We start from the raw sequence: 14,923 nt of genomic DNA, 5'->3' as shown, positions 1-14,923 counted from the left end.
AAAATATGAATTTGAGTTATTCGGCGCCTTTCCATAGGATCATCCCCACAGGCCCAAGGGGCATAGAAAGACGCTGATGAGGACTCTCTGATGGCCGGCAAGACGCTCTACGACAAACTCTGGGAAATGCACGAGGTGAAGCGCCGTGACGATGGTTCGTCGCTCATCTACATCGACCGCCACATCCTCCACGAAGTGACCTCGCCGCAGGCCTTCGAAGGTCTGCGCCTGGCCGGCCGCAAGCCGTGGCGCATCGACGCGAACATCGCGACCCCTGACCACAACGTGCCGACCACCCAGGTCGAGCGCAAGGGTGGCCTCGCGGCCATCGCCGATGAAGTGTCGCGCATCCAGGTCCAGACCCTGGACGAGAACTGCGATGACTTCGGCATCCTCGAATTCAAGATGAACGACGTCCGCCAGGGCATCGTCCACGTCGTCGGCCCGGAGCAGGGCGCGACCCTGCCGGGCATGACCGTGGTCTGCGGCGACTCGCACACCTCGACCCACGGCGCCTTCGGCGCGCTGGCCCACGGCATCGGCACCTCCGAAGTGGAGCACGTGCTTGCCACCCAGTGCCTGGTCGCCAAGAAGATGAAGAACATGCAGGTCCGCGTGGAAGGCAAGCTGCCCTTCGGCGTGACTGCCAAGGACATCGTCCTCGCGGTGATCGGCAAGATCGGTACCGCGGGCGGCAACGGCCATGCCCTGGAGTTCGCCGGCAGCGCCATCCGCGACCTGTCCATGGAAGGCCGCATGACCATCTGCAACATGTCCATCGAAGCGGGCGCTCGCGTCGGCATGGTGGCGTGCGACGAGAAGACCGTCGAGTACGTGAAGGGCCGTCCGTTCTCGCCGCAAGGCAGCGACTGGGCCAAGGCTGTTGAAGCCTGGAGCGACCTGGTTTCCGACGCCGACGCGCACTTCGACACCATCGTCGAGCTGCGTGCCGAGGACATCAAGCCGCAGGTCAGCTGGGGGACTTCCCCGGAGATGGTCCTCGCGGTCGACCAGAACGTGCCGGACCCGGCGGCTGAAGCCGATGCGGTCAAGCGCGATTCCATCGTCCGTGCCCTCAAGTACATGGGCCTGAACGCCAACCAGGCGATCACCGACATCCAGCTGGACCGCGTCTTCATCGGCTCCTGCACCAACTCACGCATCGAAGACCTGCGTGCCGCTGCCGCCGTGGCCAAGGGCCGCAAGGTCGCTGCCACCGTCAAGCAGGCGCTGGTCGTACCGGGCTCGGGCCTGGTGAAGGCCCAGGCGGAACAGGAAGGCCTGGACAAGATCTTCATCGAAGCCGGCTTCGAGTGGCGCGAACCGGGCTGCTCCATGTGCCTGGCGATGAACCCGGACCGCCTGGAGAGCGGCGAGCATTGCGCTTCCACCTCCAACCGCAACTTCGAAGGCCGTCAGGGCGCCGGTGGTCGTACCCACCTGGTGAGCCCGGCGATGGCCGCTGCGGCTGCCGTGACCGGTCGTTTCATCGACGTACGTGAATTGATGCAGGCCTGAGGAGACCGAACATGAAAGCCTTTACCCAGCATACCGGTCTCGTCGCGCCGCTCGACCGCGCCAACGTCGACACCGACCAGATCATCCCCAAGCAATTCCTCAAGTCGATCAAGCGCACCGGCTTCGGCCCGAACCTGTTCGACGAGTGGCGCTACCTCGACGTAGGCCAGCCGAATCAGGACAACTCCAAGCGCCCGGTGAACAAGGACTTCGTCCTCAACTTCCCGCGCTTCCAGGGCGCCAGCGTGCTGCTGGCCCGTGAGAACTTCGGCTGCGGCTCCTCCCGCGAGCACGCGCCTTGGGCGCTGGACGAATACGGCTTCCGTGCCGTGATCGCGCCGAGCTTCGCCGACATCTTCTTCAACAACAGCTTCAAGAACGGCCTGCTGCCGATCATCCTGAAGGACGAGGAAGTCGACGAGCTGTTCGCCCAGTGCGAAGCCACCGAGGGTTACCAACTGACCGTCGACCTCGCCGCGCAGACCGTGACCCGCCCGGACGGCAAGCAGTACAGCTTCGATGTGGACGCGTTCCGCAAGCACTGCCTGCTCAATGGCCTGGACGACATCGGCCTGACCCTGCAGGACGCTGAGGCCATCCGCAGTTTTGAAACCGGCTACAAGCAGAACCAGCCCTGGTTGTTCCGCGACGCCTGACCGGCGTCGCACCACCGCGTCAAGGAGAGCAGCATGACCGAGAGTCGTCACGAGCAAGTGGTCCAGCGCCAGTTCGGCGCCCAGGCCAACGCTTACCTGACCAGCGCCGTACACGCCCAGGGTGAGGAATTCGCCCAACTGCGCGAGCGACTGTCTGCGACTACCGGTGCGCGCGTGCTGGACCTGGGTTGCGGGGCAGGGCACGTGAGCTTCAACGTCGCGCCGCTCGCCGGCGAGGTGGTGGCTTACGACCTGTCCCAGCAGATGCTCGACGTGGTGGCCTCGGCCGCCGCCGAGCGTGGCCTGGGCAACATCGCCACGCGCTGTGGCGCCGCCGAGCAGCTGCCGTTCGAGGATGGTGAGTTCGACTTCGTCTTCAGCCGCTATTCCGCGCACCATTGGCGGGATGTCGGCCAGGCGCTGCGCGAAGTGCGCCGGGTGCTCAAGCCCGGTGGCGTGGCCTGCTTCATCGATGTCGCCGCGCCGGGCTTGCCTCTGCTGGACACCTATCTGCAGACTGTCGAGGTCCTGCGCGACACCAGCCATGTGCGTGACTACTCCCCGTCGGAGTGGGCGCGTTTAGTGGGTGAGGCGGGTCTTGCGGTGACTGCGCAGAAGCGCCAGCGCCTGCGCCTGGAATTCACTTCCTGGGTCGAGCGCATGCGCACCCCCGAGGTGATGCGCCAGGCCATTCGTGCCCTGCAGCTTTCGATGGGCGACGAGGTGCGCGAGTATTTCGAGATCGACGCCGAGGGTTCCTTCAGCACCGACGTGCTGGTGCTCTGGGCGGAGCGCTGATTTCAAGGTTCTGACGCCCCGGATGGCGTGAGCCATCCGGGGCGTTACGTTATTTGCCAAGCGGCTTTATTTGCCAAGCGACTTTCAAAGAGTGAGCAGAAAGATGAGCAAACAGATTCTGGTTCTCCCCGGCGACGGTATCGGTCCGGAAATCATGGCCGAAGCGGTCAAGGTGCTGGAGCTGGCCAACGACAAGTTCGCCCTGGGCTTCGAACTGACCGAAGATGTGATCGGCGGCGCCGCCATCGACAAGCACGGCGTACCGCTGGCCGATGAGACCCTGGAGCGCGCGCGCAACTCCGACGCCGTGCTGCTGGGCGCCGTGGGCGGTCCGAAATGGGACAAGATCGAGCGTGACATCCGCCCCGAGCGCGGCCTGCTGAAGATCCGCTCGCAACTGGGCCTGTTCGGCAACCTGCGTCCGGCCATCCTCTATCCGCAACTGGCCGATGCCTCCAGCCTGAAGCCCGAAGTGGTCGCCGGCCTGGACATCCTCATCGTGCGCGAGCTGACCGGCGGCATCTACTTCGGCCAACCGCGCGAGCAGCGCGTGCTGGAGAACGGCGAGCGCCAGGCTTACGACACCCTGCCGTACAGCGAAAGCGAAATCCGCCGCATCGCCCGTGTCGGCTTCGACATGGCTCGCGTGCGCAACAAGAAGCTCTGCTCGGTGGACAAGGCCAACGTCCTGGCTTCCAGCCAGCTGTGGCGCGAAGTAGTCGAGGAGGTCGCCAAGGACTACCCGGACATCGAGCTGTCGCACATGTACGTCGACAACGCCGCCATGCAGCTGGTCCGCGCACCCAAGCAGTTCGACGTGATGGTCACCGACAACATGTTCGGCGACATCCTGTCGGATGAGGCTTCCATGCTCACCGGCTCCATCGGCATGCTGCCTTCTGCCTCGCTGGATTCGAACAACAAGGGCATGTACGAGCCTTGCCACGGTTCCGCGCCGGACATCGCCGGCAAGGGCATCGCCAACCCGCTGGCGACCATCCTCTCGGTCTCGATGATGCTGCGTTACACCTTCAACGAAGGCGCCGCCGCCGACGCCATCGAGAAGGCCGTGAGCCTGGTGCTCGACCAGGGCCTGCGTACCGGTGACATCTGGTCCGAAGGCTGCACCAAGGTCGGTACCCGCGAAATGGGCGACGCGGTAGTCGCAGCACTGCGGAATCTGTAATCTGTCCGGCTCGCTCGTTCCCGCGCCCCTGTAGGAAGGCGGGAACGACGGCCCTCTAAATATTTGAAGGTGTAGTAGCGATGAAGCGTGTAGGTCTGATCGGTTGGCGTGGCATGGTGGGTTCGGTGCTCATGCAGCGGATGCTGGAAGAGCGGGACTTCGACCTGATCGAGCCGGTGTTCTTCACCACCTCCAACGTGGGTGGCGAAGGTCCGTCCATTGGCAAGGACATTGCCCCCCTGAAGGACGCCTACAGCATCGAGGAACTGAAAACCCTCGACGTCATCCTGACCTGCCAGGGCGGCGACTACACCAGCGAGGTCTTCCCCAAGCTGCGCGAAGCCGGCTGGCAGGGCTACTGGATCGACGCCGCTTCCAGCCTGCGCATGCAGGATGACGCGGTCATCGTCCTCGACCCGGTGAACCGCAAGGTCATCGACAACTCGCTGGACGCCGGCACCAAGAACTACATCGGCGGCAACTGCACTGTCAGCCTGATGCTGATGGCCCTGGGCGGCCTGTTCGAAGCCGGCCTGGTCGAGTGGATGAGCGCCATGACCTACCAGGCGGCCTCGGGTGCCGGCGCGCAGAACATGCGCGAGCTGATCAAGCAGATGGGCGCCATCAACGCCTCCGTCGCCGATGACCTGGCCAACCCGTCCAGCGCCATCCTCGACATCGACCGCAAGGTCGCCGAAGCCATTCGCAGCGACGCCATGCCCACCGAGAACTTCGGTGCGCCGCTGGCCGGCAGCCTGATCCCGTGGATCGATAAGGAACTGCCCAACGGCCAGAGCCGCGAAGAGTGGAAGGGCCAGGCCGAGACCAACAAGATCCTCGGCCGCTTCAAGAACCCGATCCCGGTGGATGGCATCTGCGTGCGCATCGGCGCCATGCGTTGCCACAGCCAGGCGCTGACCATCAAGCTGAACAAGGATGTGCCCATCGCGGACATCGAAGGCCTGATCAGCCAGCACAATCCCTGGGTCAAGCTGATCCCCAACCAGCGCGAGATCAGCATGCGCGAACTGACTCCGGCGGCCGTCACCGGCACCCTGAGCGTTCCGGTCGGTCGTCTGCGCAAGCTCAACATGGGCACTCAGTACCTGGGCGCCTTCACCGTGGGTGACCAGCTGCTGTGGGGCGCCGCCGAGCCGCTGCGCCGCATGCTGCGCATCTTGCTCGAGCGTTGATTCGCACCTGAGTGTGAACCCCGCGACGCCGGCCTTGAGCCGGCGTCGTGCTTTGTGGAGCACGAGAAGTTCCCAGCATGTAGGTGAACCGCCGCACAAAAACGTCAGTCCGTCTGGCTGTCGGCTCTTTGGCGCCAGTTTCTGTGACGCACCCGGAAAAGCCACCGGGAACCAGTCGCTATCCTCGCAGCCCGTCCATGGGGACAGGTTTCGGCGCGCCTTTTCGCGCCGGCCGACGGCAAGCAAGCAGCGGGGAAGACAATGGCTCGGTTACACAGATTGTGGTTGGCGACGGCAGTCGCCGCGGCGTTCATGCCGGGCATGGCAGGCGCCCTGGAGCTGGGCGACATTTCCTCGCGGGCAGCACTGGGGCAGGCCCTCTCGGCCAATATCGACCTGCGCGGCGTGGCTGACCTGAGCTCCGAGGAGGTCGTGGTGAGTCTTGCCTCGGCAGATGACTTCGAGCGCCTGGGTGTGGACCGCAATGTGGTCACCAGCGGACTGAAGTTCACGCCCGACGTCGGCAAGAACGGCCGTGGCGTCATTCACGTCAGCTCGTCCAAGCCGATTCGCGAGCCCTACGTGAACTTCGTCCTCCAGGTGGTTTGGCCGCAGGGCCGCCTGGTGCGCGAATTCACCCTGCTGCTGGACCCGCCGACCTATGTGGCCAGCCCGGTGACGCCGCCGGCCATCGCGCCGGCGGCAGCAGTTCGCGCGCCGCAGGCGCAACCACTGGCGCCGTCGGTCGGCAATGCGCCGGCTGACAGCTATCGCATCCAGCGCAACGACGCACTGTGGGACATCGCCTCGCGCAATCGGCCGTCCAGCAGTGTTTCGGTCATGCAGACCATGGCTGCGATCCAGCGCATGAACCCGGATGCCTTCGTCGACGGCAACGTCAACCGCATCAAGGTCGGCCAGGTGCTGCGCCTGCCCAGCGAACAGCAGGTTCGCGAGCAGAGTCACGCCCAGGCAGTGGCCCATGTCGAAACCCAGAATTCCGAGTGGAAAGCCAAGCGCAATCCGCAACTGGCCCAGCAGGGGCGCCAGCTGGACGCCACCCACAAGGCGGAGGCGGGCAGCGCGCCGGCAAAGGCCGAAGAGCGCGACAACCTGCGTCTGATCTCCGGCCAGCCGGGCAAGGACAAGAGCAAGGTCGACGCCGAGCAACTGGCGGTGGCCCAGGAGGGGCTGGACAGTGCTCGCCGTGAGGGCGATGAGCTGCGTAGTCGGATTTCCGACCTGGAAAGCCAGACCCAGAAACTGAACAAGCTGATCGAGCTGAAGGACTCACAGATCGCCGGTCTGATTGCGCGTCTGGCCGAACAGGATCGCGTCAAGACCCAGGCCGCTCCGCAGGCAGGCAATCCGCAGGCTGCGGCCGGCGAGGTCGCCCAGGTGGCTGCGCCGCTGACCGCCCAGGCTACGGAGGGTGGGTCGCGCCCCTGAGCTGCGGCGATAGGCGGCGGAGCCCTCGATTGCTTCGCCGCCGGTGGGGGCAGTAAAGTGCTGCGCTACTTTACCCACCGATTGTGAGACACCGGATGCCTGAAACACTCGACATCGCCGTAGTAGGCGCCACAGGACTCGTTGGCGAGGCTTTGGTCGAACTGCTGGAAGAGCGCGACTTCCCCGTCGCCAACCTGTATCTGCTGGCCAGCGGCGAATCCGCCGGCAAGTCGGTTGCCTTCCGTGGGCGCAACATCCGGGTCGGCAAGCTCGATGATTTCGACTTCGCCAAGGTGCGCCTGGCCTTCCTTTCCGTAGACGCCGAGGTCGCTGCCGACTGCGCTGCCCGTGCCAGAGCGGCCGGTTGCAGCGTGATCGATCTCAGTGGTGCATCGCTGGGCAATGCCGCCGCGCTGCTGGCCCAGGCCTGCGTGAATGCCGAGGCTGTCGAAGCCCTGCAGCTGCCCGCTGTGATTGCCGCCCCGGCAGCGCCGGCCGCCGAGGTGGCCGAAGTGCTTGCCGCTCTGCGTGGCGTGCTGGAACTTCGCCAGGTCACTGTGAGCGCCTGCCTGTCCGCTTCCGCGCTGGGTCGCGAGGGGGTGCAGGAGCTGGCGCGGCAGACCGCCGAGCTGCTCAATGCCCGTCCGCTGGAGCCGCGACTGGTGGATCGCCAGTTCGCCTTCAACATGCTGGCGCAATTGGGCGACGTCGATGAGCAGGGTTATTCCTTGGTCGAGCGCCGCATCGCGGCAGAGCTCGCCGTGCTGTTCCCCGAGCTGAAGGATGGCCTGAGCGTTACCTGCAGTCTGGCGCCGGTATTCTTCGGCGATACCCTGATGCTTTCCATCAGGACGGCAGCCCCGGTTTCCCTGGCGGCAGTCAGCGTCGCCCTGGATGCGGCCGACGGCATCGAGCTGGTGGAAGACGATTACCCGACTGTCATCGGTGATGCACAGGGGCAGGATAGTGTTTACGTCGGTCGCCTACGGACCGGTCTGACAGATTCGTGCGAACTGAATTTGTGGATTGCGTCAGATAATGTGAGAAAAGGCGCAGGCCTAAATGCTGTGAACTTGGGCGAATTGTTGATAAAACACTATCTGTAAAAGATACTTACCGAATATTTGAAGAAGTATTCTAGCTTGGCAATACTGGCCGGGAACGTCGCTGACAGGGGAGAGCACCGCCGTGAAAACGGAAGGTGTAGTGGGCAGCGGCGCCCGTTAGACGTTGTTCTAATCCAGAAAAAAGCTATTAAAACAAGGGATTACTATATGGTCCGGCTTCGCAAACTGGTGCAGGCAATCGCAGCTGCTTCGGCACTGACCTCGGGCATGGCACATGCGCTGGGGTTGGGGGATATCCACCTGCGTTCGGCGCTGAACCAGCCGCTGGATGCCGAAATCGAGCTGGTCGAAGTTCGTGACCTGTCCGCGGCCGAGGTAATCCCGAAGCTGGCTTCACCGGAAGACTTCAACAAGGCCGGCGTCGATCGTCAGTATTTCCTGACCGGGCTGAAGTTCACTCCCATCGTCAAACCGAACGGCAAGAGCGTCATTCGCGTGACCTCCGACCGGCCGGTGCAGGAACCCTACCTGAACTTCCTCGTGGAAGTACTCTGGCCCAATGGCCGTCTGCTGCGCGAGTACACCGTGCTGCTGGACCCGCCGCTGTATTCGCCGCAGACCGCCGCCGCCGTGCCGCGCGCGCCGATGGCCGTTCCCGCTCCGGTAGTGCGCCCGTCCGCCACTGCCGCGCCGCGTGCGACCCCTGCGCCCAGCTCCGCGCCGGCCGCCCCGGCTCGCCGCCTGGAAGGCAACGAGTACCGCACCGGCAAGAATGACACCCTCTGGGAAATCGCCGCTCGCGCCCGCCCGGATGGCAGCGTTTCCGTCCAGCAGACCATGCTGGCGATCCAGGACCTCAACCCTGATGCCTTCCTCGGCGGCAACATCAACCGCCTGAAGAGCGGCCAGGTGCTGCGCCTGCCCGATGCCGAGCAGATCAAGGCGCGCACCCAGCCGGCTGCCGCGACCGAAGTCAACCAGCAGTACACCGCCTGGCGCGAAGGCCGCAGCCTGCCCACCGGCGGCGCTCGTCAGCTGGATGCCACGCCGCGCGCCAATGCCGGTAACGCTCCGGCCCAGGCCGAAACCAAGGACAGCCTGCGCCTGCTCTCCGGTGAGAATGGCAAGGCCAAGGGGGGGGACAAAGGCAGCAAGGACGGTCAGGCCGTCGCCGACAAGCTGGCTGTCACCAAGGAAAGCCTGGACAGCACTCGCCGCGAGAATGACGAGCTGAACAGCCGCATGACCGACCTGCAGAGTCAGATGGACAAGCTGCAAAAGCTCATCGCGCTCAAGGATGCCCAGCTGGCCAAGCTGCAGAATGAGCTGGGCAGCGACAAGGCAGCCGCCAATAGCGCCGCTGCCGTTCCGGCTCCTGTGCCGGGCGCCGATTCGGCTGCCCAGCCGGCCACTCCGCCGGCTCCTGCGGTCGCAGAGCAACCGGCCGCACCGGCTCCGGGGAGCGATGCAGGCACTCCGCCGGCTCCGGCCGCCGAGGCACAACCGCAACCTGCTCCGGCACCCGCACCGGCTCCCGCCGCAGCGGCCCCCGCGCCTGAAGCGCAGAAGCCGAAACCGGCTCCCGTTTCCGCGCCGGCCCCGCAGACCGAGACCAGCATCGTCGACGAGATTCTCGCCAATCCGATCTGGCTGGGCGCCATCGCTGGCAGCGCGCTGCTGGCCCTGCTGGTCCTGCTGATGATCATTTCCCGCCGCCGCGCCGCCAAGGAGCAGGAGAGTCTCGCTGCCTATGCCGGCGATGACGAGCCGCATCTGGACGACGACCTGACCCTTGCCGGCAGTGAACTGGACACCCTGGACGTGGCGCAGGCCGCCGAGGTTGCCGCCCCGGCTCAGGCTGCGCCAGAGCGTGTGGCTGCGCAGACCAGCGATGCACTGGGCGAGGCAGACATCTACATCGCCTACGGCCGCTTCAACCAGGCAGCCGAACTGCTGCAGGGTGCCATCTACGACGAGCCGCAGCGCACCGACCTGCGCCTGAAACTGATGGAGGTCTATGCCGAGATCGGTGACCGCGAAGGTTTCGCTCGTCAGGAAAACGAACTGCGTGAGATCGGCGGCGCCGAGCCGCAGGTCGAGCAGCTGAAATCCCGTTACCCGGGCATGGTCACGCTGGCCGCTGTGGGCGGTGGTCTGGCTGCTGCCGCAGCAGCTTCCGACGACGACCTCGACGGTTTCAGCCTGGACGACTTCGAAGTGGAGCCGACCCCGCCGGCCGTCGACCCTGCCACTCAGCCGCACAATGGGCTGGATGACGCCTTCGACCTGGCGCTGGACGACCTCGAACTGGGTGACGACAAGCCCGCTGCTCCGGTCGCGCAGCAGGACGACGAACTGTCCTTCGGCAGCTTTGACCTGGACGATGACCTGAGCCTGGGCGGTTCGCCAGCCGCAGCGCCGAGCGCCAAGGCCGAGGCCGAGGATGATTTCGCCTTTGATCTGGACCTGCCGGAAGAACCGGTTGCCAAGGTCGAGGCCCCGTCGCTGGTCGACGACCTTAGCGACTTCTCCCTGGATCTGGACAAGGATCTGGAGAAAGATACCCACTCCACCCTGGCTTCGGCGGAAGATGACTTCCTGCTGGGCCTGGATGACGACACCGCATCGCTGTCCGGCGTGAGCCCCGAGGAGTTCACCCTGGATATCGAGAGTAAGGCGCCGCAAGCCGATGACCTGCCGGACGATTTCGACCTGTCCCTGGCGGATGACGAGCCGGCGCCGGCCAAGGCCGACGACAGCTTCGCCGCCCAACTGGACGAGGTCAGCGCCGAACTGGACCGTCTCTCTGTGCAGAACGACGAGCCGCAGGCTCCGGTCGAGTCGTTGACTGAGGAAAGCTTCGCCGCCAGTGATCTGGATCTGCCGGGCGAAGGTGCCGACGACGAAGACGATTTCGACTTCCTCTCCGGCGCTGACGAAGCGGCCACCAAGCTCGACCTGGCGCGTGCCTACATCGACATGGGCGACACCGAAGGCGCCCGCGACATCCTCGATGAAGTCATCACCGAGGGTAACGACAACCAGCAGCAGGAAGCTCGCGAACTGCTCGGGCGTATCGCCTGAGCCGGAAGGCTCCAGATAGATGATTGAAGCAGTACCCTCAGCGGCGGCCGAATCGGCCGCCGTTGGCGTTTCCAGGATTGCCCTGGGCGTCGAATTCAAAGGCTCGCGCTATCGCGGCTGGCAGCGCCAGGAAAATGGTGTGCCGACCGTGCAGGGCGCGCTGGAAAAAGCGCTGTCCCGGGTGGCAGACCATCCGGTTTCCCTGATGTGCGCGGGTCGTACAGATGCGCTGGTGCACGCGAGCGGACAGGTCGTGCATTTCGACACCACCGCCGAGCGCTCGCTCATCGCCTGGGTCATGGGCACCAATGCCAACCTGCCCAGCGACATCAGCGTGACCTGGGCCAAGGTGATGCCGGCGCATTTCCATGCGCGCTTCACCGCCATGGCGCGGCGCTATCGCTACGTGATCTACAACGACCAGATCCGCCCGGCGCACATGGCCGAAGAGGTCACCTGGAACCACCGCCCGCTGGATGTCTCGCGCATGCGCGAGGCGGCCCGCGCGCTGGTCGGCACCCACGACTTCACCTCGTTCCGCGCGGTGCAGTGCCAGGCCAAGTCGGCCATCAAGACGGTGCACCACCTCGAGGTGATCGAGCACGGGCGCTTCATTGTGCTGGATGTTCGCGCCAACGCCTTCCTGCATCACATGGTGCGCAACTTTGCCGGGATGCTGATGACCATCGGCGCCGGCGAGCGCCCGGTGGAATGGGCGGCCGAAGCGCTGGCCGCGCGCGATCGGCGCGCCAGCGGTATCACCGCGCACCCTTACGGGCTGTACCTGGTGGGCGTGGAATACCCGGAGGAGTTCGTGTTGCCCGAGCGGTATGTGGGGCCACATTTCCTTTCAAGTTTGCCGGATATCGTCGGCTGACGATGGCGGGGGCATTTGCTACCATCGATCGATCACTTGCCTGAAGGTTGCTGCATCTTGTCCGCCGTTCGCATCAAAATCTGCGGTATTACCCGCGTCGAGGACGCCCTGGCCGCCGCCGAGGCGGGTGCCGACGCCATCGGCCTGGTGTTCTATGCCAAGAGCCCGCGCGCGGTGAGCATTCAGCAGGCGCGGGCGATAGTCGCTGCGCTGCCGCCCTTCGTCAGTACGGTCGGCCTGTTCGTCGATGCCAGTCGCTGCGAGCTGGGGGAAATCCTCGATGCGGTGCCGCTGGACGTCCTGCAGTTCCACGGTGACGAGACGCCCGAGGCCTGCTCCGGCTGGCACAAACGCTACCTCAAGGCCCTGCGCGTGAAGCCGGGCGACGACGTGGCGGCGCAGATCGCGAAGTATCCACAGGCCAGCGGCTTCCTCCTCGATACCTACGTGGAGGGCATTCCTGGCGGAACCGGGCTGGCCTTCGACTGGTCCCTGGTGCCGAAGGATGTGCAGCGTCCGCTGATCCTGGCCGGCGGTCTGACGGTCGCCAACGTGGCCGACGCCATTGCCCAGGTGCGCCCTTACGCCGTGGATGTGAGTGGCGGGGTGGAGGCGAGCAAGGGCATCAAGGATGCCCGGAAGATCCGCGATTTCATTGCGCAGTGTCGTTCGGTGGCGTGACGCGGAATCTTCATGTGACGACGAGCGGCCTGCCGCCGTCCACTACCCAATCGCTGCCCGTGGGTGGCGCCGGGAGTTGTCGGTGTTGGCAGTCTTGCCCATCGGCGACCCGCATCGAGTGCTGTATCCGTGGCGACGCCCCAGGCGGCGCCTTTGTTTGCGAGGGGTTCCGGCCTTGAGGTCGGAACCGCGACGATGAATTTGCTCAGGGGCACGCGCAACCCACCGCGCCGTGCCACTGCACTGGAGACGAGAGCATGAGCAACTGGCTGGTAGACAAGCTGATCCCTTCCATCATGCGTTCCGAGGCGAAGAAGAGCTCGGTTCCGGAAGGCCTGTGGCACAAGTGCCCGTCCTGCGAGGCGGTGCTGTACCGTCCGGAGCTGGAAAAGACCCTCGACGTCTGCCCCAAGTGCGATCACCACATGCGTATCGGCGCCCGCGCGCGCATCGATATCTTCCTCGATGAGGAAGGCCGCGAGGAGCTGGGTGCCGAGCTGGAGCCGGTGGATCGCCTGAAGTTCCGCGACAGCAAGAAGTACAAGGACCGCCTGACCGCCGCGCAGAAAGACACCGGCGAGAAGGACGCGCTGATCTCCATGAGCGGCAAGCTGATGGGCCTGCCGGTCGTGGTCAGCGCCTTCGAGTTCTCCTTCATGGGCGGCTCCATGGGTTCTATCGTCGGCGAGCGCTTCGTGCGCGCCGCCAACTACGCCCTGGAAAACCGTTGCCCGATGATCTGCTTCTCCGCCTCGGGTGGCGCGCGCATGCAGGAAGCGCTGATCTCCCTGATGCAAATGGCCAAGACCTCCGCCGCGCTGGCCCGCCTGCGTGAGGAGGGCATCCCGTTCATTTCCGTGCTGACCGACCCGGTCTACGGCGGCGTATCCGCCAGCCTGGCGATGCTCGGCGACGTGATCGTCGGCGAGCCGCGCGCTCTGATCGGCTTCGCCGGCCCGCGGGTGATCGAGCAGACCGTGCGCGAGAAGCTGCCCGAAGGCTTCCAGCGCAGCGAGTTCCTGCTGGAGCACGGCGCCATCGACATGATCGTCCACCGTGCAGAAATGCGTCAGCGGCTCGCCAGCCTGCTGGCCAAATTCACCCACACTCCAAGTACCGCGCTCGCAGGATGACACCACGTACCCTGGCCGACTGGCTCAGCTACCTCGAACAACTCCACCCCACGGCAATCGACATGGGGCTGGATCGCTCCCGTGAAGTAGCTGGCCGGCTTGGCCTGGGGCGCCTCGCGCCCCGCGTGGTGACCGTCACCGGCACCAATGGCAAGGGTTCCACCTGCGCCTTCCTCGCCGCCCTGCTCGGCGAGCAGGGCCAGCGCGTCGGCGTCTACAGCTCGCCGCACCTGCTGCGCTACAACGAGCGCGTGCTCATCGATGGCGTCGAAGCCAGCGATGAGGCGCTCTGCGAAGCCTTCGCCGCTGTCGAGTCGGCTCGCGGCGAAATCTCCCTGACCTACTTCGAGATGGGCACCCTCGCGGCCTTCTGGCTGTTCGAGCGTGCCAACCTGGATGCCGTGGTGCTGGAAGTCGGCCTGGGCGGTCGCCTGGATGCGGTCAACCTGATCGACTCCGACGTCGCCGCGGTCACCAGCATCGGTATCGACCACGCTGACTGGCTGGGCGACACCCGCGAAAGCGTGGCTTTCGAGAAGGCCGGTATCTTCCGCGCCGGCAAGCCTGCCGTCTGTGGTGACCTGGAGCCGCCGGCGCCGGTCATGGAGCAGGCTCGCAAGCTCGGCTCGCCGCTGGTCCTGCGCGGGCGTGATTTCGACCTGGCGATGGGCGAGGGCGACTGGCACTGGCGCGGCCGTTCCGCCACCGGCGAGGCGTTGAGCCTGCACAACCTGCCGCTGCTCGACCTGCCGATGGAGAATGCGGCGCTGGCCTTGCAGGTGTATGCCTTGCTGGATCTGCCGTGGCAGTCCGAGCAACTGGTCGCCGCACTGCAGCGCACCCGCGTGACTGGGCGCCTGGATCGCCGCACCGTGCAATGGCATGGCGAAGAGCGCCACTTGCTGCTCGACGTCGGGCATAATCCGCACGCAGCGCAATACCTCGCCAGCCGCCTGCGTGCGGCGCCGCCCAAGGGTGTGCGCCACGCGGTGTTCGGCCTGCTGGCGGACAAGGACCTCGACGGCGTACTGGAACCCTTGCTCGGCTTGGTGCAGGATTGGGCCGTCGCGCCGCTGCCCACCGGGCGCAGCCGTCCGGCCGCAGAGCTGGAAGCCGCGCTGCAGGCACGCGGGGCGCAGGTCAGTGGCCATGGCGATATCGCCGCGGCGCTGGTGGCGCAGTGCGATGCAGCGGGCACCGATGACGAGATCCTGGTGTTCGGTTCGTTCTACAGCGTGGCGGATGCCCTGGAGTGGCTCGCCAAGGCTGCTCAATAAGTGG

At 65.4% G+C, this 14,923-nt stretch carries 12 protein-coding genes; all 12 read left to right on the top strand.

Going from position 1 to position 14,923, the window contains the following annotated elements; genetic code table 11:
• Positions 1-90 precede the first annotated feature (90 nt).
• The 12 genes from leuC to folC all read left to right on the top strand — a co-directional run bounded on the left by leuC (position 91) and on the right by folC (position 14,919).
• Entirely contained in the window at positions 91-1,518 is a 1,428-nt protein-coding gene (gene leuC / locus IB275_RS20970; RefSeq protein WP_081519361.1) for a 3-isopropylmalate dehydratase large subunit, read from the top strand.
• An 11-nt stretch (positions 1,519-1,529) separates the two neighbouring features.
• Positions 1,530-2,174 (top strand): 3-isopropylmalate dehydratase small subunit, encoded by a 645-nt coding sequence (gene leuD / locus IB275_RS20965; protein WP_192290894.1) that lies wholly within the window; start codon positions 1,530-1,532, stop codon positions 2,172-2,174.
• A gap of 33 nt (positions 2,175-2,207) precedes the next feature.
• The gene (locus IB275_RS20960) at positions 2,208-2,972 is read left to right on the top strand and encodes a class I SAM-dependent methyltransferase (RefSeq protein ID WP_192290892.1); all 765 of its coding nucleotides are present in this window, start codon (positions 2,208-2,210) and stop codon (positions 2,970-2,972) included.
• A gap of 103 nt (positions 2,973-3,075) precedes the next feature.
• A complete protein-coding gene (gene leuB, locus IB275_RS20955; protein ID WP_024766915.1) occupies positions 3,076-4,158 on the top strand; it encodes a 3-isopropylmalate dehydrogenase in 1,083 nt (360 codons plus the stop codon).
• An 80-nt stretch (positions 4,159-4,238) separates the two neighbouring features.
• The gene (gene asd, locus IB275_RS20950) at positions 4,239-5,351 is read left to right on the top strand and encodes an aspartate-semialdehyde dehydrogenase (protein WP_045211887.1); all 1,113 of its coding nucleotides are present in this window, start codon (positions 4,239-4,241) and stop codon (positions 5,349-5,351) included.
• 285 nt (positions 5,352-5,636) lie between these two features.
• Complete coding sequence (locus tag IB275_RS20945; protein ID WP_192292468.1) at positions 5,637-6,800, top strand: type IV pilus assembly protein FimV; 1,164 nt, start codon at positions 5,637-5,639, stop codon at positions 6,798-6,800.
• 95 nt (positions 6,801-6,895) lie between these two features.
• Complete coding sequence (locus tag IB275_RS20940) at positions 6,896-7,906, top strand: aspartate-semialdehyde dehydrogenase (protein ID WP_192290890.1); 1,011 nt, start codon at positions 6,896-6,898, stop codon at positions 7,904-7,906.
• A gap of 168 nt (positions 7,907-8,074) precedes the next feature.
• On the top strand, positions 8,075-10,951 hold the full coding sequence (locus IB275_RS20935) for a motility hub landmark protein FimV (protein ID WP_192290888.1): 2,877 nt from the start codon (positions 8,075-8,077) through the stop codon (positions 10,949-10,951).
• Between the two features lie 19 nt (positions 10,952-10,970).
• Positions 10,971-11,828, top strand: coding sequence for a tRNA pseudouridine(38-40) synthase TruA (gene truA / locus IB275_RS20930; protein WP_192290886.1), 858 nt, complete (start codon positions 10,971-10,973; stop codon positions 11,826-11,828).
• Between the two features lie 57 nt (positions 11,829-11,885).
• Positions 11,886-12,509 (top strand): phosphoribosylanthranilate isomerase, encoded by a 624-nt coding sequence (locus tag IB275_RS20925; protein WP_192290884.1) that lies wholly within the window; start codon positions 11,886-11,888, stop codon positions 12,507-12,509.
• A gap of 257 nt (positions 12,510-12,766) precedes the next feature.
• Positions 12,767-13,642, top strand: a complete 876-nt coding sequence (gene accD, locus IB275_RS20920) for an acetyl-CoA carboxylase, carboxyltransferase subunit beta (RefSeq protein ID WP_045211873.1) — start codon at positions 12,767-12,769, stop codon at positions 13,640-13,642.
• Positions 13,639-14,919, top strand: a complete 1,281-nt coding sequence (gene folC, locus IB275_RS20915; RefSeq protein ID WP_192290882.1) for a bifunctional tetrahydrofolate synthase/dihydrofolate synthase — start codon at positions 13,639-13,641, stop codon at positions 14,917-14,919. Before accD ends, folC begins: the two co-directional genes overlap by 4 nt.
• The last annotated feature ends 4 nt before the right edge of the window (positions 14,920-14,923 follow it).

Origin of the sequence: Pseudomonas sp. PDM21 (genome assembly GCF_014852505.2) — a bacterium.
Lineage (GTDB): Bacteria > Pseudomonadota > Gammaproteobacteria > Pseudomonadales > Pseudomonadaceae > Pseudomonas.
Note: the sequence above shows the minus strand (reverse complement) of the source record. Positions and strands in the feature narration are given on the sequence as shown.